Source organism: Bradyrhizobium sp. LCT2 (assembly GCF_009931255.1).
Taxonomy (GTDB): Bacteria; Pseudomonadota; Alphaproteobacteria; order Rhizobiales; family Xanthobacteraceae; genus Bradyrhizobium; species Bradyrhizobium diazoefficiens.
Map to the genome: position 1 here is coordinate 8,627,519 of NZ_CP034432.1, position 19,482 is coordinate 8,647,000.

The 19,482-nt window shown below is 65.2% G+C and carries 24 protein-coding genes; 7 read left to right on the forward strand and 17 right to left on the reverse strand.

Annotated elements, in window-relative coordinates; genetic code table 11:
• Positions 1-15: 15 nt before the first annotated feature.
• The 3 genes from EI171_RS40740 to tolQ are packed head-to-tail and all read right to left on the reverse strand — an operon-like array spanning position 16 to position 2,188.
• Positions 16-975: a cell envelope integrity protein TolA gene (locus EI171_RS40740; RefSeq protein WP_011089888.1), complete on the reverse strand. Its 960-nt coding sequence runs from the start codon at positions 973-975 to the stop codon at positions 16-18.
• A 3-nt stretch (positions 976-978) separates the two neighbouring features.
• Complete coding sequence (gene tolR, locus EI171_RS40745; RefSeq protein ID WP_028173005.1) at positions 979-1,428, reverse strand: protein TolR; 450 nt, start codon at positions 1,426-1,428, stop codon at positions 979-981.
• 43 nt (positions 1,429-1,471) lie between these two features.
• Positions 1,472-2,188 carry a protein TolQ gene (gene tolQ, locus EI171_RS40750; protein ID WP_018641591.1) on the reverse strand — a complete coding sequence of 239 codons (717 nt, stop codon included), beginning with the start codon at positions 2,186-2,188 and terminating at the stop codon, positions 1,472-1,474.
• Positions 2,189-2,845: 657 nt separating this feature from the next.
• Here tolQ and ggt point away from each other — a divergent pair.
• Positions 2,846-4,552, forward strand: a complete 1,707-nt coding sequence (ggt, locus tag EI171_RS40755) for a gamma-glutamyltransferase (protein WP_161536552.1) — start codon at positions 2,846-2,848, stop codon at positions 4,550-4,552.
• 70 nt (positions 4,553-4,622) lie between these two features.
• Here the strand turns inward: ggt and EI171_RS40760 are convergent, their stop codons facing one another.
• The 10 genes from EI171_RS40760 to EI171_RS40795 all read right to left on the reverse strand — a co-directional run bounded on the left by EI171_RS40760 (position 4,623) and on the right by EI171_RS40795 (position 10,024).
• The gene (locus tag EI171_RS40760) at positions 4,623-5,333 is read right to left on the reverse strand and encodes an SDR family NAD(P)-dependent oxidoreductase (RefSeq protein WP_161536553.1); all 711 of its coding nucleotides are present in this window, start codon (positions 5,331-5,333) and stop codon (positions 4,623-4,625) included.
• A 25-nt stretch (positions 5,334-5,358) separates the two neighbouring features.
• The gene (locus EI171_RS40765; RefSeq protein ID WP_161536554.1) at positions 5,359-6,126 is read right to left on the reverse strand and encodes a serine acetyltransferase; all 768 of its coding nucleotides are present in this window, start codon (positions 6,124-6,126) and stop codon (positions 5,359-5,361) included.
• A 52-nt stretch (positions 6,127-6,178) separates the two neighbouring features.
• On the reverse strand, positions 6,179-6,328 hold the full coding sequence (locus tag EI171_RS45155) for a hypothetical protein (RefSeq protein WP_167771257.1): 150 nt from the start codon (positions 6,326-6,328) through the stop codon (positions 6,179-6,181).
• Entirely contained in the window at positions 6,325-6,579 is a 255-nt protein-coding gene (locus EI171_RS40770) for a hypothetical protein (RefSeq protein WP_231166635.1), read from the reverse strand. Before EI171_RS40770 ends, EI171_RS45155 begins: the two co-directional genes overlap by 4 nt.
• Before the next feature lie 70 nt (positions 6,580-6,649).
• Positions 6,650-6,835 (reverse strand): hypothetical protein, encoded by a 186-nt coding sequence (locus tag EI171_RS45160; protein ID WP_011089894.1) that lies wholly within the window; start codon positions 6,833-6,835, stop codon positions 6,650-6,652.
• A gap of 236 nt (positions 6,836-7,071) precedes the next feature.
• Positions 7,072-7,557 (reverse strand): DUF2852 domain-containing protein, encoded by a 486-nt coding sequence (locus tag EI171_RS40775; protein WP_028173002.1) that lies wholly within the window; start codon positions 7,555-7,557, stop codon positions 7,072-7,074.
• A 121-nt stretch (positions 7,558-7,678) separates the two neighbouring features.
• Positions 7,679-8,419: a TetR/AcrR family transcriptional regulator gene (locus EI171_RS40780; protein ID WP_011089896.1), complete on the reverse strand. Its 741-nt coding sequence runs from the start codon at positions 8,417-8,419 to the stop codon at positions 7,679-7,681.
• 163 nt (positions 8,420-8,582) lie between these two features.
• Complete coding sequence (locus tag EI171_RS40785; RefSeq protein ID WP_011089897.1) at positions 8,583-8,945, reverse strand: hypothetical protein; 363 nt, start codon at positions 8,943-8,945, stop codon at positions 8,583-8,585.
• Positions 8,946-9,010: 65 nt separating this feature from the next.
• On the reverse strand, positions 9,011-9,415 hold the full coding sequence (locus EI171_RS40790) for a YciI family protein (protein WP_161536555.1): 405 nt from the start codon (positions 9,413-9,415) through the stop codon (positions 9,011-9,013).
• 243 nt (positions 9,416-9,658) lie between these two features.
• Entirely contained in the window at positions 9,659-10,024 is a 366-nt protein-coding gene (locus EI171_RS40795) for a nuclear transport factor 2 family protein (protein ID WP_028173001.1), read from the reverse strand.
• Between the two features lie 219 nt (positions 10,025-10,243).
• Here EI171_RS40795 and EI171_RS40800 point away from each other — a divergent pair, with 219 nt between their 5' ends.
• The 4 genes from EI171_RS40800 (at position 10,244) to EI171_RS40815 (ending at position 13,015) form a co-directional block, all read left to right on the forward strand.
• On the forward strand, positions 10,244-11,032 hold the full coding sequence (locus EI171_RS40800; RefSeq protein WP_161536556.1) for an SDR family NAD(P)-dependent oxidoreductase: 789 nt from the start codon (positions 10,244-10,246) through the stop codon (positions 11,030-11,032).
• A 126-nt stretch (positions 11,033-11,158) separates the two neighbouring features.
• Positions 11,159-11,596: a hypothetical protein gene (locus tag EI171_RS40805; protein ID WP_011089901.1), complete on the forward strand. Its 438-nt coding sequence runs from the start codon at positions 11,159-11,161 to the stop codon at positions 11,594-11,596.
• A 274-nt stretch (positions 11,597-11,870) separates the two neighbouring features.
• Positions 11,871-12,215 carry a hypothetical protein gene (locus EI171_RS40810; RefSeq protein ID WP_028172999.1) on the forward strand — a complete coding sequence of 115 codons (345 nt, stop codon included), beginning with the start codon at positions 11,871-11,873 and terminating at the stop codon, positions 12,213-12,215.
• Positions 12,216-12,664: 449 nt separating this feature from the next.
• Positions 12,665-13,015, forward strand: coding sequence for a hypothetical protein (locus tag EI171_RS40815; protein WP_028172998.1), 351 nt, complete (start codon positions 12,665-12,667; stop codon positions 13,013-13,015).
• Between the two features lie 101 nt (positions 13,016-13,116).
• Here the strand turns inward: EI171_RS40815 and EI171_RS40820 are convergent, their stop codons facing one another.
• The 4 genes from EI171_RS40820 to EI171_RS40835 form a co-directional block, all read right to left on the reverse strand.
• Positions 13,117-13,530, reverse strand: a complete 414-nt coding sequence (locus EI171_RS40820) for a VOC family protein (protein ID WP_161536557.1) — start codon at positions 13,528-13,530, stop codon at positions 13,117-13,119.
• Positions 13,531-13,565: 35 nt separating this feature from the next.
• Positions 13,566-14,105 (reverse strand): K(+)-transporting ATPase subunit F, encoded by a 540-nt coding sequence (kdpF, locus tag EI171_RS40825; protein ID WP_161536558.1) that lies wholly within the window; start codon positions 14,103-14,105, stop codon positions 13,566-13,568.
• 166 nt (positions 14,106-14,271) lie between these two features.
• On the reverse strand, positions 14,272-15,573 hold the full coding sequence (locus EI171_RS40830; RefSeq protein WP_161536559.1) for an RNA polymerase sigma factor: 1,302 nt from the start codon (positions 15,571-15,573) through the stop codon (positions 14,272-14,274).
• Positions 15,570-15,938, reverse strand: coding sequence for a YciI family protein (locus EI171_RS40835; RefSeq protein ID WP_011089906.1), 369 nt, complete (start codon positions 15,936-15,938; stop codon positions 15,570-15,572). Before EI171_RS40835 ends, EI171_RS40830 begins: the two co-directional genes overlap by 4 nt.
• Positions 15,939-16,082: 144 nt before the next feature.
• Between EI171_RS40835 and EI171_RS40840 the strand changes: the two genes are divergently transcribed.
• Both EI171_RS40840 and EI171_RS40845 read left to right on the forward strand, forming a co-directional pair.
• On the forward strand, positions 16,083-17,048 hold the full coding sequence (locus EI171_RS40840; protein WP_161536560.1) for a glyoxylate/hydroxypyruvate reductase A: 966 nt from the start codon (positions 16,083-16,085) through the stop codon (positions 17,046-17,048).
• A gap of 283 nt (positions 17,049-17,331) precedes the next feature.
• Positions 17,332-19,299, forward strand: coding sequence for a methyl-accepting chemotaxis protein (locus EI171_RS40845; protein ID WP_028172994.1), 1,968 nt, complete (start codon positions 17,332-17,334; stop codon positions 19,297-19,299).
• The last annotated feature ends 183 nt before the right edge of the window (positions 19,300-19,482 follow it).

The following is a 19,482-nucleotide window of genomic DNA, read 5'->3' on the forward strand; positions in this document are numbered from 1 at the left end:
TCTTTTGTTCGGATGTCACAACATGTCTTTCAGGCCGAAAGTCATCGGGATGAGCTTCCAGCTCTCGTACTGCTGTTTCGGCATGAACGAATAGACCTGACATTGCACGATGGCGCGCTTGGCGCTCTCGGCCACCGCCTGGGCAATCGACCGCGACGGTCCTCTCACCGCAACCACGATGGGCTCGGACGCCAGCGATCCGTCGATTTTCATGGGAATGTCGATGTCGGCTTCGTATTGATCGGCGTCCTGCCCGTTATAGGTGGGCGTGAAGCAGCGCTTGACCGCGCCCTGGAACGCACCTCGCCAGGTCGCAACGTTGTTGGCGGCAGTCCCGGTCGTCGATCCCAGCGACGCCGACGCATTCAGCGCCGTTCCAGCGAGTTCATGCCGGGTCGCAGCGCGCTTGTCGAGGTCGCGCTGGATCTGCGCGGGATCGAAGCTGCGCTCCTTCGGCTTCGGCTGCTGCTGCGGCTGCACCGCCGCGACCTTCTGCTCCACGGGCTTGGGCGGCGGCTTCTTCGTTTCCAGCTTCTTCTGCAGCTCGGCGATCGGATCTTCCTTGGCCGGATCGGGCTTCTTTTCCTGCGGCTTCGGTTCTTCCTTCGGCTTCGCCTCGGCGACGGGCTTGGGCGGCTCGGGCTTCTTCTCGACCGGTTTCTCGACGGGCTTCGGCGGCGGCTCGGGCGTCGCGTTGGTCTTGATCAGCTCTTTCTTCTCGGTGACCTTCCCGACGGCGTCCTCTTCGGGCTTGGGCTCGGCGATCTTCTCGACCTTGGGCTTCGGCTTGTCCTTCTCGCCGGTCTTCTGCCCCGACATCATCTTCGCGAGCTGATCGGAGGAGATGATGTCGATCGGGAGCGACTCTTCCGGCGCGACGTAGGCCCTGCTGCTAAAGGTGACCAGCCCCCATCCAAGCACGAGGACATGGAGGGCAATCGACGCAACGAGTGTCTTGTCGACGTTCACCTTCACGGCTTACCCCTGGTCCGCTTCCGTGACGAGCGCCAGCTTCTTGAACCCCGCGCCGGACAACAGGCCCATCACCCTGGCCACCGTGCCGTAATCCGCCTTCTTGTCGGCGCGCAGATAGATGCGTTCCTCGAGACCGCCGCGCGCATCCGTGATCGCCTTCAGCTTCGGCACCAGCTCGTTGATCGCGATCTCGGCGTCGTTGATGAACACCTTGCCCTTGATGTCGACCGACATCTGGATCGGCTTCTGATCGTTCTGCTCGAGGCTCTTGGCCTGGGTCTGCGGCAGGTCGAGGGGAACGCCGACGGTGAGCAGCGGCGCCGACACCATGAAGATGATGAGCAGCACCAGCATCACGTCGACCATCGGCGTGACGTTGATCTCGGCCATGACCGGCTTGCGCCGGCTGCGGCGGCCGCCGCCTCCGGACGAACTCGCGACGTTCATGCCCATGGTCTGGTGCCCAAATTGCCCTTCACACTATACATGCCGTCCGTCAGCCCCGCTCGTCGATCTGACGCGACAGAATGGCTGAAAATTCATCGGCGAAGCCTTCGAGCCGCTGGGCCTGCCGGTTCACCTCGGAGGTGAACTTATTGTAGAAAATAGTGGCAGGAATGGCGGCGATAAGGCCGACGGCGGTCGCAAACAGCGCCTCGGCGATACCGGGGGCGACCACCGCCAGGGAGGTATTTTTCGACGCCGCGATCGACTGGAAGCTCGACATGATGCCCCAGACCGTGCCGAACAGGCCGACGAAGGGGCCGGCGGAGCCGACGGTGGCGAGCACCAGCAGCCGGCGCTCCAGGCGCTCGACCTCGCGTGCGATCGAGACGTTCATCACCTTGTCGATGCGCATCTGAAGGCCCGCCACCGAGCGGGCGTGGCTCTCGAACGAGCGCTTCCACTCGCGCATCGCCGCCACGAAGCAGGCCGCCATCGAATGCGTCGGCTTGGCCGAGAGGGTGCGATAGAGCTCCTCGATCGACTCGCCGGACCAGAAGGCCTGCTCGAAACGGTCCATCGAGCGGCGGGTACGGGCAAACAGGAAGATCTTGTCGATGGCGATCGCCCAGACCCAGACCGAGCAGGACAAAAGTCCCAGCATCACCGCTTTCACGATCCAGTGAGCCTGCCAGAACAGCGCGATCAGCGACACGTCCGCGGAAGCGGCAACCGGAAGGGCTGACTGAGCCACGTCGGCCGGATTCATAAGCTGTATCCTCTCAAGGCGATCGTTACCCGATGTTCCGTGGCAGCAAATGACCGCCGGTTCCCCAACTGCCGCGCTAGAACCGGCGCGGCCGGCAAGCCCGCTCAAAGCCTTGTCTTTCTGGGGTGCAGGGGGCTCGTCCAAAGCCGGCCGCCTGCATTCCCTGCCAAGATGTCAAAACTATGGGCCTCGACGACGGCTATGGGCGCGATTGTCCACCCTTACCAGAGCCCGGCGATAGTTAATGCGGGGTTACCGGAGCTGAATTTGGCTGCCGGAAAGGCAGGCGGCACAGACGGTTGGCTGTTTTGCTGCGGGACATGGCGGTACATGGCGGCCGACGGACCGGAGCCAGGTGCCACTGGCGAGGCCGGTTCCCTCCCCCCCAGGCGACCCCAAGGCGGGAGGGAACGCAATGGGACTCGTGGCGCTACGACACTGCGCCAGCGGTCGCCCCTTCTGGAACCTCCTCCCCTGCCCAGCCCGAAATCGCAGAAGGCGTAGCGTGCGCCACAGCTACACCACGTCCACATGCTCCATCTCGCATCTCACGGCGGGCACGAGCTGACAGGCTGAGTTCGCTGACAATAATATGCCGGCATCACCGGCCAGCCCGAGGAGCGTCCCTTGCCAAAACCACAATCCAATGTGCGGTGGATGGCCGCAGCGATCGTATCGGTCAGCCTCGTCACGTTCGGCGCCGTTCGTGCGGCGTCGGTCGCGCCGGTCGCCGCGCAAAACGGCATGGTGGTGTCCGCGCAGCATCTGGCGACCCAGGTAGGTGTCGATGTGCTCAGGCGCGGCGGCAATGCCGTCGATGCCGCCGTGGCCGTCGGTTATGCCCTGGCCGTCGTCTATCCGGCCGCCGGCAATCTCGGTGGTGGCGGCTTCATGACGATCCAGCTCGCCGACGGCCGCAAGACCTTCCTCGATTTCCGCGAGACGGCGCCCAAGGGCGCGACTGCGAACATGTATCTCGACAAGGACGGCAACGTCATCAAGGGCCTTTCGACCAAGGGGCATCTGGCTGTCGGCGTGCCAGGATCCGTCTCGGGGATGGAATATGCGCGCGAAAAGTACGGCACCATGAAGCGCGCCGACCTGCTCGCCCCCGCGATCCAGCTCGCCGAGCAGGGCTTTGCGCTGGACCAGGGCGATATCGACCTGTTGCGTACCGCCACCGCGGATTTTCGAGACGATCCCGCAACGGCCGCCATCTTCCTCAACAACAGTCAGCCGTTCCAGGTGGGTGAGAGGCTGATGCAGCCGGAGCTCGCCAAGACATTGCGCGAGATCAGCAGCAAGGGCACCGACGGTTTCTACAAGGGATGGGTCGGCAGCGCCATCGTGGCATCGAGCCAGGCCGGCAAGGGCCTGCTGACGCAGGACGACCTCGACGGCTACAAGACGCGCGAGCTCGCACCTGTCGAATGCGACTATCGCGGCTATCACGTGATTTCCGCGCCGCCACCGAGTTCGGGCGGCGTCATCATCTGCGAGATCCTGAATATCCTGGAGGGCTATCCTCTGAAGGAGCTGGGCTACCATTCCGCGCAGGCCGTGCACGTGCAGATCGAGGCCATGCGGCATGCTTACGTGGACCGCAACAGCTATCTCGGCGATCCGGATTTCGTGAAGAATCCGCTCGACCGCCTCCTCGACAAGAATTACGCGACCAGGATCCGCGACGTGATCGATCCGAACAAGGCCGGGATATCCAAGGAGATCAAGCCGGGCGTCGCACCGCACGAGGGCAGCAACACAACGCATTATTCAATCGCCGACAAGGACGGCAACGCGGTATCGGTCACGTACACGCTGAACGATTGGTTCGGCGCCAAGGTGACGGCGGCCAAGACCGGCGTGCTGCTGAACGACGAAATGGACGACTTCACCGCCAAGGTCGGGGTGCCGAACCTTTATGGCCTGGTGCAGGGCGAGGCGAATGCCATCGCTCCGGGCAAGCGGCCGCTGTCCTCGATGAGCCCGACCATCGTCACCAAGGACGGCAAGACCGTCATGGTGGTGGGCACGCCCGGCGGCAGCCGCATCATCACGGCCGTGCTGCAGACCATGATCAACGCGATCGATTACGGCATGAACGCACAGGAAGCCGTCGACATGCCGCGCATCCACCAGCAATGGCTGCCGGACCTGACCAATGTCGAGGACTATGCGCTGTCGCCGGACACGCGCAAGATTCTCGAGGTCATGGGCCACAAATTCGGGCCGCCGCAACCAGCGAACCACCTCGCGGTGATCATCGTCGGCGCGCCGTCGCTTAACGGCGAGCAAGTCGGCAACAATCGCTACTACGGGGCGAACGATCCACGCCGCAACAGTGGACTGGCGGACGGGTATTGATCGTCTACGCCACCCCTAAGACGGTCATACGCGGGCACTGACGGGGTAGAAATGGTCGAGGGCCGCCCCCTCACCACTTCTCCTTCGAGGTCCGCACATCGAGCTCGAACGACCAGGCGCGTTCGGGCTGGCGGTAGAGGAACGCGAAGCCATCGACGATGCCTTCGATGTCGATCAGGCTGTCTTCGCGGCTCGCCGCATCGGGAAAGCGCGAAAAGATCTTGTCGCCGGCGATCGCACCGTCGACCACGACATGGCCGACATGGATGCCGTCGCCCGCATATTCCTTGGCCATGGCCTGCGCCAGCGTGCGCAGGCCGGCCTTGGACGCGTTGAAGGCGCCGTAGCCGGCGCGGCCGCGCAGCGAGGCGCTGGCGCCGGTGAAGAGCAGCGTGCCCGCCTTCTTCGGCACCATGCGACGCACCGCCTCGCGGCCGAACAGAAAGCCGCCGAAGCACACGACGCGCCAGGCCTGCTCGAAATAGTCGGCGTCCATCTCGATGATCCTGCCGGGCGTATTGTTGCCGGCGTTGTAGATGGCGAGATCGAGGTCTTCGCCGGCGGCATCAAACAGAGCGACAACGTCGCTCTCGCTGGTCGCGTCCGCGACGATGGGCACGGCCGCTCCGCCCGCCTTGATGATGTCGCCTGCAACCGCCTGCAACGCGGACAGCGTGCGGCCCGCGACGATCACCTTGAGCCCGTCGGCCGCAAAGCGCTTGCAGAGCCGGGCCCCGAGCCCGCGGTCTGGGCCGACACCGATCACGATTGCGGTCTTCATGGGGTGGCTCCGTACAATGATGGGATCAGGCCGCCGAGGCAGGTTCGGGGCAGTTGGTCAGCCGCGCGGGATTGCCGACGGCCGTGCAGCCAGCAGGAACGTCTGACGTCACGAGCGCGTCGGCGCCGATCTTGGCGAAATCGCCGATGCTGATGTCGCCGAGGATGGTCGCACCGCCGCCGATATAGACGCCGCGGCCGATCCGCGGCGAGCGCGTCGGCAGCTCACTGCCGCGGCCGATGCTGACGTTCTGGAGGATGGTGACCTCGTCGCCGATCACGACGTTGGCACCGATCACGATGCCGGTGGCGTGGTCGAGATAGACTGACGATCCGATGCCGGCGGCCGGATGAATGCTGACCTGCAGGGCATTCGACGCCTCGTTCTGGAACAGCAGCGCCGCGTCGCGATGATCGTGGCGCCAGAGCCAGTTCGAGACGCGCCAGGCTTGCAGCGCGACATAGCCCTTGAAATGCAGCAGTGGCGGCAACAGGTCGGCGATGGCGGGATCGTGGATCGCGATCGCCTGCAAGTCACGGCCGGCCACCTCGATCAGATCTGGCGAGCCGCGAAAGGCATCGAAGGAAAAGGCCGAGAAGCGCGCGCGCTCGGCTGCGCTGCCGCCGAGCCGGCGTCCGATCAGATCGGACAAGGCCGCGGCGAAATCATCATGAGCGAGAATGGTGCCGGCAAGCGCCTTGCCGAAGACGGGATCGGCATCCGCCGCGCGCCGCGCCTCGCCGCGGACCCGTTGCCAGAGGCCGTCGCTCGCCATGATCGCAGCTTCCGCCATTGCCGCCTCCGGTGCGCCCTTCGTTTGTGCAGGCGAATATAGGCGGTCCGGATCAAGGCGCCAGTGATGCCGGGGGGACGTAACGCCGCTCGGGGGCGCGGCCCGACCGCGCCCGCTTGCGCAGGCACAGCGCATACAGCCAGCCGCCGCCTGCGACGAGGGCCGGCAGGACGTAAAGCGCGAAATCGCGGAGCAGGATCATGGGGCAAGGTCCGCTGTCGCAAACTTGACGGCGCGCCGCAGCGCGAACGCGGCAAGCTCGTAGAGGGCGCAGCTGAGAAAGATCTTCCAGGCATCGGTGGTCACGAGGTCCTGATAGGACTTGATCTCCGTCGGCCAGTGGTTGAGGAACGCGATCGCGAGCGGCACTGAGACGCCGAATCGATCGAACAGCGCAGACGCGCGCTCGAGAAGCGCGAGCCGCTGTCTGATCTCCTTACGTTCGGCGTTCATCATGGTCGGCCCTGTTGGCGCGCGGCAAGTGCGCTGTCAGGGCTTGGTCGGGCCGGGCGCGAGTCGGGTTCTACCGGTCCTGCACATGTGCGTGATCAACGCCACATAGCGAATGCCGGCCGGGACACAGGCGGAAATGGCAGTCGGGATCGGCCGCGCAGCCGCCATAGACGACGCCGATGTAACCCAGCACCGCGAAGGCGGTCACGCCGAGGAGCAGGCGGGTCCAGAGGTCCATGATGCTGTCGTCCAACATGAGAAGCGCCGCCCGGTGAGACGGGACGCGCAAGTCTTGGTGTCGGATGAGCAGGTCTGGGTTCTGGCGGCTCGTAGCCAAGCAGTGGCTCGGTCTACTCCCTCTCCCCGCAAGCGAGGCGAGGCAAAGCGGCCCCCCAAAAACCAAACCGCCCGCCTGCGGGATGCGCAGGCGGGCGGCTCGGGGCCATCAGGACTTTGGGGGCATGCGCCTGAAGGCTTTGAGAGGTGTCCAGATCAACCCTGCTGCTGGTCGGTCGGCGGCGGGGTCGGACGCGTCTTGTGCTGGGCCATGAACTGGTCGAACTCTTCCTTGTCCTTGGCGTGACGCAGACGGTCGAGGAAGTTCTTGAATTCGACCTGCTCCTCTTCGAGCCGCTGCAGCGTCTCGGTGCGGTATTCGTCGAAGGCGCGGTTGCCGCTCGAGGGCGGGCCGAAGCCAAAGCCGAAGCCGCGGCGCTCCATACGGCCGCGCATGCGGTCCATCTTGTACTGCATCCGCTCCATCTTGTTCTGCCAGCGATCCTGGTGGCTCCAGCAACCCATTTTTCTGCTCCCGAGTGTGAAAAAGAGAAGGGCAAGTCCGATCGGCCACCAGATGATGAAGCCGAGGATGGTCACGGCGATCCAGCCGGGATGCCAAGGCGTGTCGAGCATATGGGGGCGCTCATAGTGTTGGTCCGAGGGGCCGCGCCATCGATTGACATCAGCGGTGTAGGCCATTTCCCATCTCCATGACGGCATCTGCGCCGTTGTGAATGTAAATAACATTTACATAGCTAGACCATCCCGCGATTTTGTCAAGCCGGCCACCCGACAGGCCTGGCGAATTATTTGCGCAATTTTATTTCGGCTTGCCCCAGGGGCCGCCCGGCGGCACGCCAGAACCGGAGGATGCCTCCGGAGGCACCGGCGGCGGCTCGGCGCCTTTGGCGGGCGGACGGCGGTCGGTCGGGAAGCCGAGACCGCGCAGATAGATCAGCACCTCGGCCTCTAACAGCTCGTCCGGCGACATCGGCAGTTTTCGTCGCGCAGCATCGCCGCGCGAGAACAGCGAGGCCACGCCATGCGCCATCGACCAGATGTGCAGCGCCATCATCATCGCCGGCGGCCGCGGCGTGCCGGGCGGTGCAAGTGCCGCAAGGCGCTCCGCGGCGGCGCGAATGATGTTGAAAGCACGCTCGCTCGCGGCCTGGAGCGCCGGGTTGGCATCGACCGGCAGGCCGGACTCGAACATCGCGTTGTAGAACGCCGGCTCCTCGCGGGCGAAGGCAAGATAGGCCCTGCCGACCCGCTCGAACGCCGTGACCGTATCGGGCCGCCCGTCGTCCCAGGCCGCGGTCAAGCGCGCCTCGAACTGCTCGAAGCCGCGCTGGGCGATCGAGGACAACAGTTCGTCACGGTCGCGGAAATGCCGGTAGGGCGCCGCTGCGCTGACGCCGGCCATGCGCGCCGCATCGGCGAAGGTGAAGCCGGCCGCGCCCTTCTCGGCAATCAACCCGAGGGCCGCCTGCAACAGGGCTTCCTTCAGATTGCCGTGGTGATAGCCGCGCTCGGCGCGGCGCGTCTCCTTGCGCCAGCTCATGTGAACGAGCTTTACATGAGCCGGGCGTGAAGGTCACTAGCGCAAGCTGGATTTGGTGAACCCGTATTTCCACTCATTCCGGGGCGGCTCGAAAGAGCCGAACCCGGAATCTCGAGATTCCGGGTTCGCGCGCTCGCGCGCGCCCCGGAATGACGGCGGGGCCCTAACCGCCCGGGATCGGCAGCACCGGCATGATCTCGACGCGCTCGCCGGGGAAGATCGCGAAGTGCGGGTGGTTCTCGAACATCTTCGCGGCCGCTTCATGGGACGCGGCGCGGACCACGGTGAAGGCGCCCATCTCGTTGGCGATGTCGGCGATGCCCTTGTCATCGACCCGCTTGGTCTTGCCGAGCGGACCGCCCATCGCCTGGATCGCGCCTTGATGCTTCTCGGCCCAACCCTTCCAGGCCGCGATGCCCTCCAGCTCCTTCGCCTTGCGCTCGGCGTCTGACATCGCGTTCCATGCAGCCCATTTCGGGCTGGTCTTGCTGCCGAGGAATACGGCGAGATAAGTGTCGGTGCTCATTGGTTCTCTCCTTTGTTGATGACTTTGTTGATGACGGCCGCGAATTCCAATCGCGCCCGCTCTGGCTAGTTCTTCAGACCGTCGAAGCCGGCGGCCGCGGCCTGCACGTCCGGCGGAAAGTCGGCCATCTCCTGCACCTGCCGGATCTCAATGACTTCATTGGCCGCGGCCGGGCACTGCTTCGCCCACGCGATCGCCTCGGCACGCGAGGCGACCTCGATCATCCAGTAGCCGCCCAGCACTTCCTTGGCTTCAGTGAAGGGTCCGTCGGTCACAACGGGCTCGCCGGTCGCAAACGACACGCGCGCGCCCATCGCGGGCGGATGCAAACCGTCGAGCGTGATCAGGACGCCGGCGTCATTCAGCGCCTCGTTGTAGCGCATCATCGCGGCGACGCGCTCGGGATCGAGTTGCACGTCCGGCGGCGCGGTCTCGTAGCCGAGCGGGATCATCAGCATCATGAATCGCATGAGCAGTTCCTTGCTTACCTGGTCCTTCCGGGATGCGCCGCGAGGCGCAGGCCCGGAATCTGTTCATCGACAATCTCTGCGGTCCGATGGATTGCGGCCTCAGCCCTGCGGGCTGCCCCGGAATGACGGGCGAGATGAGCGGGCCGAACCAGCCCGCGCTCCCCTGTAAGACGAATGCCCCGCTATGGAATCGACACCGTGGCGGAAAATTATTCCGGAGGTCATGCCTCGGAAGTTCCTGCCTCAGCGCGGCTGCGGCAGGAACCGGCCGTCCTGGAAGGCGGCGCCGAAATAGACCTCGACGCGGCGGATCCGGCCGCCGGCGAAGCTGAGGAACTCGGTGTTGCGAAAGCTCCTGCCATCGGTCGCCAGGCAGCGATAGGTGACGAAAGCCTCGTCGCCGACGACGAAGATGCGCTCGATCTCGTGGCGCGCGATCCAGCCGGTGTCCCGCCAGCAGCGTTCGAAATAGGTCGCCTTGTCGAGGTCGTCGTCGAACGGGCTGGTGAAGCGGAAGTCGTCGGCGAGCGCCTCGCTCACCCGTTGCCGGTCATTCGCGAGATAGGCGGCGAAGAGGTCTCGGATCAGGCGGGCGTGGTCGTCAGGCATCGATCGGTCTCCTCGGCAGACGTCGCTTAGAAGACGATGCAGCGGCGGCCGCGCCGACATCGCGCCAGGCGTTCCGCCGGCACAACGCAAGAATATGTCGAGTGGTTCTCGTCCGGATCGATGGGCATCGCCAGGGCCTTTCTCGTCGGGACCAAAGCGAAGTAAAAGGGACCGGCCCTCGCGTGGGAACAGCCTTTCGAACACAGGACAGATTAGCAAATGCCGCAGGCCCCGCAAAAAGTCGCCCTCGTCACCGGAGCCGCGCGCGGCATCGGGCTTGCGACCGCGAAGAAGTTCCTTGGCGAGGGCTGGCGCGTGGCGCTGCTCGACATCGAGGGGGAGCTGCTCGGCCGCGCCGTCGCCGAGATCGGCCAAAGCGAGGCGACGCTCGCGCTGACCTGCGATGTCTCCGACGCGGCGGCGGTCGGCGCCGCGATGACGACGATCGAGCGGCGGTTCGGCCGGCTCGACGCGCTCGTCAACAATGCCGGGATCGCCGTGTTCGCGCCGTTGATGGAGACGCCGGATGCCGACTGGCGCCGCGTGCTCGAGGTCAACCTCACCGGCCCGTTCCTCTGCACCAAGGCCGCGGTGCCCTTGATGCGCGACAGCGACGGCGGCGCCATCGTCAACATCACCTCGATCTCGGCGGTGCGTGCCTCGACCTTGCGCTCGGCCTACGGCACCAGCAAGGCGGGGCTCGCGCACCTGACCAAGCAGCTCGCGGTCGAGCTCGCCTCGCTCAACATCCGCGTCAACGCGGTCGCGCCGGGGCCGGTCGACACCGCGATGGCCAAGCAGGTGCACACCAAGGAGATCCGCGCCGACTATCACGACGCCATTCCGCTCAACCGCTACGGCCTCGAGGAGGAACTCGCGGAAGCGATCTATTTCCTGTGCTCGGAACGCGCGAGCTACATCACCGGTCAAATTTTGGCCGTCGATGGCGGCTTCGATGCAGCGGGTATCGGCCTGCCGACGTTGCGCGGCCAGCGCCGCAACGGGTAGGCACAGGATTTGTGGGATGGGCAAGGGCGCGACGCGCCGTGCCCATCACCTTCTCCGGATTTGGGTGCCATTGTTGGGCGCGCGACGCTTTGCCCGCCCGACGACGTCGAATGTGCGGAGAGTACGATGCAACGTGCCGTTTTGGTCAAAGCCCTGATGCTCGCGACCGCCCTGCTCGCCTCCGCACCGGTTGCCGCCGAAATCCGCATCATCCAGTCACCCGGCGGACGGGTCGGGCCGTTCCTCGACCTGTTCGAGAAGGTGCGCGAGAGCGGCGAGCGCGTGGTGATCGACGGTCCCTGCCTGTCCGCCTGCACGCTGGTGCTGAGCATCGTGCCGGGCGAGCGCATCTGTGTCACCAAACGCGCCGTGCTCGGCTTCCATGCCGCGCGTTCGGTCGACCGGCGCGGGCGTTTCTATGCCGAGCCGGAAGCCTCCGACGCGGTGCTCCAAGCCTATCCGGGGCCGGTGCGCGACTGGATCAGCCACCGCGGCGGCCTCACCTCACGGTTGCTGCTGTTGAAGGGGCGCGACCTCGCCGCGATCTATCCGCGCTGCCGGTGAGGACTTGGCGGTCACCAGCCGCGTGACCAGGTTGCGTCCGCCGCTGTCCGACGATTGAGCAGTTTTGCAGAATTTCGACTTTCCGGACGCCGAATCCGCTCAACCGCTTCGCAATGCCTGCACAATTTACGCGGTTCCCAGCCTTTCCCTGCAGTCTATGATGGTCGCGGCTCAGACTGAGGCCGCGGCGGCGTCACGATCTCAGCAGTGGTCACGGACGAGGATGGTCCCGTTTTTTTTCAAGATTGCTCATTTTTAAAAGGGGTCGCACGCTATGCAGCCCATCGATTTTCGCTACCGCCTGTCGGACCGGGGACGGATCGTCCTTGGCCAACTGAGCGCCGAGGAAACCGTCGAATTCGAACTGCTGACGCGGCGCGACCGCGAGGGCCTGATGGACCTGCCGTCCGAACTGCGGCTGCTCGAGCTCTACGTGAAGTATATCGGCTCGGGCGCAGAAGCCGCACTCGCGCCGACGGAACCCGCCCGGCACGACATCGCGCCGCTACGACCGAGGAGACCGCCGCCCTCGCGGACGGCGCGGCCGCGCAACTACGTCGTTTCGATGATTGTGATCGCAAGCGTCAGCTTCACGCTCATCGCATTGCTTGTGAGCTAATGGCGCTCGTGAGCTAGCACGCAAGCGCGCCGGCGAAATTACGCCGGTCATGCGGTCGCCGGGTTCTAGAAGAACCTCTGGATCATCTGCGCCAATTCCATGCTCGCGCAGATAAGCATACCCCAAAGTGCAAAATTGATCTGTAGCGCCGCTGCCATCGGTCGCTCCCCTTGTAAGTACGCCCATCCCAGTTTGTAGAATTTATGAAGGAATGATTAGCGATTTTGACAGGCAGTTCACAGCCTATTATTGCGCCAGTTGTTGTGCGATGCGGTCCCGATCATTTCACGAAGCGGCCCCACTGCTCTCGCAAAGTCATGCGAATCGAGACTCCATATTCCTATCCGGCCATGCCGGCCACTTCGTTTCCCTTAGGTTCCATTTAACCGACGCGATGCAAAATCCCTCACGCGGATTTTGTGTGTCGCGTACCGCACTGAGGGTTCGGCATGATGCGACACGGCTTCGTCTTGCTTACTTTTTGCGCAGCGCTCATGGGCTGCGCGGCGGCGCCGGCGCAGGAGCGTCGTCCGATCGCATGGGACGGCCTCGGACAGAACCCGAACCGGCCACCCGTCACAAAGCGGCGCGCAGCGAACCCCGCACCCACGCAGGAAAATCCCAATCAGGAACGGGAAAGAGTGCTCGGCACCTTGCGCCCCTACTCCGAAGCGTGGTGGGCGGTCCATGACGAAATCGAAGCGGAGAATGACAGGCAGCTCGGCACGAAGCTCGTGATCTGCCCTCGCTGCGTCCAGTCGCCGTCCCCCGGCGAGGACGTGACCGGATCGGTCCGTTGAAACAGCAAACGGCCGATCCGGCTATGACGTGACCGCCTTGGGCGCGCCCCTTACCCGCAACGATCGAGGGAGGGGCGCCGCGTGCCAGGCGGTCGCGCCCGTCACATTCCCTCCGCCGGGCAGTTCACCATCCAGGGGATGCCGAACTTGTCGACGCACATGCCAAACCCCTTGGCCCAGAACGTCTTGCTGAACGGCATGGTGACGGTGCCACCGTAGGCGAGCGCGTTGAACTTGCGCTCGGCGTCCGCGACGTCGGCGATCGTCAGCGAGATCGAGAAGCCCTGCGGCTTCTGGACATGCTCGGGCGGCGCGTCGGAGGCCATCAGCACGCTGCCGCCGGGCAACGACATCCGCGCATGCATGATCGTCTTCTCGCGGCCGGGGGCGGCCGGCATGTCCGGCGGCGCGTCCGAGACGCGCATCATCGCGTCGATCTTGCCGCCAAGAACCTTGGCGTAGAAGTTGAACGCCGCTTCGCAAGTGTCCTGATAGAACAGATATGGATTGAGCATCGCTTCTCTCCTTTTCTTTCCCTGGGCTGTGAGGCTCATTGTTTCTCGGTGAGCTTCTTCAGGCTGACGAGGCCGGCCTCGAAATCCTTGCCGATCATGCTGTCCATGTTGATGAAGACCTGCATCACCTTGGACATGAAGGGCGCCGGACCGTACATCGCCCATGTGACCAGTGTAGCATCGCCTTGCGGCACAAAGGTGAACTCGGCGGTGTTGTGGCCTTCGAAGGGACGCTCGAAATCGAGCTTGATGCGGAGCTTCGACGGCGTGCTCGCCTCGAGGATCTCCATGCGGCCGGCGCCGACGTTGTTGTTCCCGTCCCAGGCATAGGTCGCGCCCTTGCCCCGCGCTGTTCCGCCGAACGTCCGCTTCATGGCGGGATCGCGGTTCTCATAGGGCGACCAGCTGGTCCAGAAGTGGAAGTCGGCGACCACCGGATAGATGGCATCGGCCGGCGCCTTCACGGCGAGCGAACGCTCGACGCGAAAGGTGTCAGGCTTGGTGAGGGCGAAGACGAGGACGCCCGCTAGTCCGACCGCGAGCACGATGGCGATGATGGCAATGGCTTTCAGCATGAATGGCTCCCTGGATACGGGCTAAGGACGAAGGGAGGAGGCTGAGGCCGACAATTCGAAATGAGATTTTTTGGATCGTCATTCCGGGGCGGTCCGCAGGACCGAACCCGGAATCTTGAGATCCCGGGTTCGATGCTTCGCATCGCCCCGGAATGACGGCAAGCCGTCATTTCGCCTTCGCACCCTGCCTGGCGCTCCCGTTGCTGCTCTTCGGCTGGCTGTCCCGGATCAGGCGATCGATGTGCATGCGGATATGGGCGGCTTCCGCCGAAGTGTTGGCGAGCGCGATGGCGCGGTCGAAGGCGATGCGGGCTTCGTCATTGCGGCCGAGCTGCATCAGGAAGGCGCCGCGCACGCCGTGGAAATGGAAGTAGTTGCCAAGCTTTGGTGCCAGCGGCTCGATCAGGTCGAGTGCGGCTTGCGGCCCGCGCACCTTGGACACCGCGACCGCGCGATTGAGCGTCACCACCGGCGATGGCTGCGCCAGTTCCAGCGCGCCATACAGCAGGTCGATCTGGGCCCAGTCGGTCTCCTCCGGCGTCGCCGCACGGGCATGCAACGCGGCGATTGCGGCCTGAATCTGGTAGGGCCCGCTGCGGCGATGGCGCATCGCCTTGTCGATCAGCGCCAGCCCTTCCGCGATCATGGAGCCGTTCCACAGGGAGCGATCCTGGTCCTCCAGCAAGATCAGCGAACCGTCGTCCGCAAACCGCGCGGCGCTGCGCGCATGTTGCAACAGCAGCAACGCCGCCAGCCCCATGATCTCCGGCTCGCTCTGGAACAGCCGCAGGAGCAGCCGCGCCAGCCGGATCGCCTCCTCGCAGAGCGGCTTTCTGATCTCGGCGGTGTCGCCGCTCGCCGAATAACCCTCGTTGAAGATCAGGTAGATCATCGCCGCGACGCCCGCGAGCCGCTCGGAGCGTTCGATCGCGCCGGGCGTTTCGAAAGGCGTTCCGGCCTCCGCGACCTTCGCCTTGGCACGCGTGATGCGCTGCTCCATCGCCGCATCCGAGACCAGGAAAGCGCGCGCGATCTGCTTCACCGTGAGGCCGGAGACGATGCGCAAGGCGAGCGCGATCTGCTGCGTCGCCGGCAATTGCGGATGGCAGCAGATGAACATCAGCCGCAAGATGTCGTCGCGATAATGCGAGCCGTCGAGCCGCTCGGCGAGCGCGCCCTCGGCATCGTCGAGATCGGAGATCGCCTGATCGTCCTCGGGCAGCGGCTGCTGCTTGCGGGTGCGCCGCACCTCGTCGATCGCGACATTGCGGCCGACCATGATCAGCCAGGCCGCGGGATCACGCGGCGGGCCGTTCTGCGGCCAGGTCTTGAGCGCGCGCAGGCAGGCGTTCTGGAAAGCCTCCTCGGCGGTGTCGAGATCGCGGAAATAGCGCAGCAGCGCGCCGACCGCCTGGGGTCGCGCCGAAGTCAGCGCGGTCTCGATCCAGGCGGTATCAGTCTCGCTCACGTCAAATTTCCTCCGGGCCTGAACACGCCGACGGGACGCACCTCATAGGCGCCGCCGGGGTTGGCGGCGCCGAGGTCCCGCGCGACGTCGAGCGCATCGTCGAGGTTCTTGCAGTCGACGATGTAGAAGCCGAGCAACTGCTCCTTGGTCTCGGCATAGGGGCCGTCGAGCACCAGCGGCGGGTCCTCTTTACGCAGCGTCGCCGCCGCGGTGGTCGGCAACAGCCGCGCCACCGGACCGAGCCGGCCTTGGCTCGTGAGCTTCTCCTGCACCACGGCGAGCTTCTTCATCACCGCCTCGTCCTGGTCCTTGCTCCAGGAGCCGACGAAGTCCTCGTCATGATAGCAAAGGATCGCATAAAGCATGGGCAGCACCTTCCCTGACCTCTTGTTGTAAAGACGATCCACTATGCCCCGCCCCGACAGGGCTGCGGAAAAAATTTGCAAGAAAAATCCGGCAGATCGTGCCAAGGAGAGCCCTCAAAATCGGAACACGACGAGGCACTTCGAATGACCAAAGGCACACTGGCCGTCCTGATCAACAGCACGCAGCAGAACTGGCTGCCGGAGCGCTGGAAGGCCCGGTTCAATTCGGTCTGCGGAGGCCGCCGCGTGGTGCTGCTGCCGGATACGGCGCTCGATCCGGCCGAGGTGCATTATGCCGCGGTGTGGAAGCCGGTGCCCGGCGATCTCGGCTCGTTCCCCAATCTGCGCGCGATCTTCAATCTCGGCGCCGGCGTCGATGCCCTGATGGCGGACAAGAGTCTGCCCGACGTGCCGCTGGTTCGCGTCGCCGTGCCCGACCTGACCAATCGCATGACCGAATACGTCGTGCTTCACGTGCTGATGCACCACCGCCAGGAGCTGTATTTGCGGCAGTCGCAGCGCGAGAAGCGCTGGGAGCCGAAATATCAGTGGCCGGCAAGCGCAGTCACGGTCGGCGTCATGGGACTGGGCACGCTGGGTGCGGACGCGGCCGACGTGCTGCGGCGGCTCGGCTTCCGCGTCGCCGGCTGGAGCCGCAGCCCGCGCACGATCGAGGGCGTCGAGTGCTTCCATGGCACCGCCGGAATCGATGCGTTCCTGCGCGCGACCGACATCCTGGTCTCGCTGTTGCCGCTGACACCGGACACGCACGGCATCCTCAACCGCGACGTCTTCACAAAGCTCAACCGCAAGAGCCCGCTCGGCGCCCCCGTGCTGATCAATGCCGGCCGCGGCGGCTTGCAGAACGAAGCCGACATCCTGGCCTGTCTCGACGACGGCACGCTGGGCGCCGCCTCGCTCGACGTCTTCGTGCAGGAGCCGCAGCCGAAAGACAGCCGCTTCTGGACCCATCCCAAGGTGCTGCTGACCCCGCACAACGCCGCGGACACCGACGCGGAAGCGATCTCGGCCTATGTCGCCGAGCAGATCGCACGGTTCGAGGCGGGCGGCGCGCTGGAGAACGTGGTGGACCGGACGCGGGGGTATTAGGGCCGCACGCGGCCGCCCCACCCTCGGCGTCGTCCTGGCGAAAGCCAGGAACCCAATACCCCAGGGAGCAGTCGTGGCGCGAAGTGGCAACCACGAATCTTCGTCAAACTACGTCCGGTGGTTATGGTCCTGGCTTTCGCCAGGACGACATCGGAGTTTTTGGCACGCGCCCACCGTTTCACTCGCCCCCCACAACCACCCCGCTCAGCCGGTATTCCGTTCACCCTCTCTTAGCGAGAAGTTGATAAGCGTTGTTAACCAACGCTCAAAGAACGAGTCGGACATGCGGACGAGCCTCGGCCTCAGGATGCGGATCACGGTTGCGCTGGCGGTGACGGCGGCGGCGACCGCGCTGTTTGCCGTGCTGGGCGCGATGTGGATCATCGCCGGCATCATCGACCGAGCCGACCAGCGCGAACTGCGCAGCCATTACGACGCCCTGCAATCGCGCATCGCCGAGGAATCGCACCGCGCCGCCGCGATGAGCGCCGTGGTGGCCGCGATGCCGGCGACGCAGGAGGCGATGGCGAAGCAGGACCGCGAGGCGCTGGTGCGCCTGTTCGGACCGGTGTTCACTGCGATCAAATCCGACTACGGCGTCGACCAGTTCCAGTTCCACGTGCCGCCGGCGACGTCTTACCTACGCGTGCACCAGCCGGCCAAGTTCGGCGACGACCTCTCCGGCTTCCGCAAGACCGTCGTCGTCGCCAACCAGGACCGCAAGGTCGTGGTCGGGCTCGAAGGCGGCGTGGCCGGGCTCGGCATCCGCGGCGTGGTGCCAATCGCGCAAGGGGCTAAGCATCTCGGCACGGTCGAATTCGGCCTGACCTTCGGCCAGCCTTTCCTCGACGATTTCAAGACCAACCGCCATGTCGACGTCGCCTTCCATCTCGCCGACGGCTCGGGCTTCAAGCTGTTCGGGGGCACGCTGAAGGGCAAGAGCTTCTTCGATACGGCCGATTACGGCCGCGCCGCCGAGGGCGGCTTCACGGTGCGACAAGCCAGGCTCGACACCACGCCGGTCGCCGCGCTGCTCGGACCGATCAGGGACTTTTCCGGCAAGCCGCTCGGCGCGGTCGAGCTTGTGATGGACAATGCCGATTACGAGGCTTCCGCCGATCGCGCCTGGCTGCTGGCGATCGGGATCGCCGCGCTCGGGCTCGTGCTCGCGGCGATCGTCGGCTATCTCATCGCCCGCAGCATCTCGCGCCCGATCCTGTCGATCACGAACGTGATGCGCGAGCTCGCGGACGGACGTCTCGATGTCGCCGTGCCCACCAGCAAGGCGAATGACGAGGTGGGCGCGATGGTGAAGGCGGTCGCGGTGTTCCGCGACAATGCGGTGAATTTTGACAAGCTCCAGGCCGAGCAGCTCGAGGCCAAGGCGCAGTCCGAGGCGGAGAAGCGGCGCGCCTTCGCCGCGCTCGCCGACAATTTCGAGGCCAGCATCCGCGAGGTCGTCACCACGGTGTCCGCGGCCGCGGTCGAGATGGAGCACACCGCGCGCTCGATGTCCGCCATCGTCGAACAGTCGCGCGAGCAGACCCGCACGGTGTCGTCGGCCTCGGCGCTGGCCTCCGAGAACGTGCAGACGGTCGCGGCTGCCGCGGAAGAATTGTCCTCGTCGATGACCGAGATCAGCCGGCGGCTCGCCCACGCGACCGAGGTGGTCGGCAAGGCCGCGAGCGACGGACGGCAATCGAATGCGCGCGTGCAGAGCCTGGCGGATGCCGCGCAGAAAATCGGCGACGTGGTCTCCTTCATCAATGGCATTGCGGGCCAGACCAATCTGCTGGCGCTCAACGCGACGATCGAAGCGGCGCGCGCGGGCGAAGCCGGTCGCGGCTTTGCCGTCGTCGCTTCCGAAGTGAAGGCGCTGGCGACCCAGACCGCGAAGGCAACCGAGGAGATCGGCGCGCAGGTCACCGCGGTACAAGGAGAGACCACCGGCGCGGTCGACGGCATCCAGTCGATCTGCGCGACGATCCAGCAGGTCGACGAAATTTCGGCCGCGATTGCCGCCGCCGTCGGGCAACAGGGCACCGCGACGCAGGAGATCGCGCAGAACGTCCAGCAGGCCGCCGCCCGCACCGGCGAAGTCTCGCAGAACATCTCCGGCGTCACCGCCGGCATCGCAGCGACCGGAACGGCGGCCGAGGAAGTGCTGGGCTCCGCGATCGAGCTGTCGAAGCAGTCGCAACGGCTGCGCGACGAGGTGGATCGGTTCCTGGCGCATATCCGGGCGGCGTAGTCGAGCGCGGGATCGCGCTACATTCTCGCTGTCGTCCCCGCGAAGGCGGGGACCCATAACCCCAGGGAGAAGTTGCAGCGCGAGACTGATAACCCCGAGTCTTCGCCAAACCACTCCCTGTGGCTATGGGTCCCGGATCGGCGCTCCGCTCTAGACAACGCTACGCGTTGTCGGGAGCTGCGC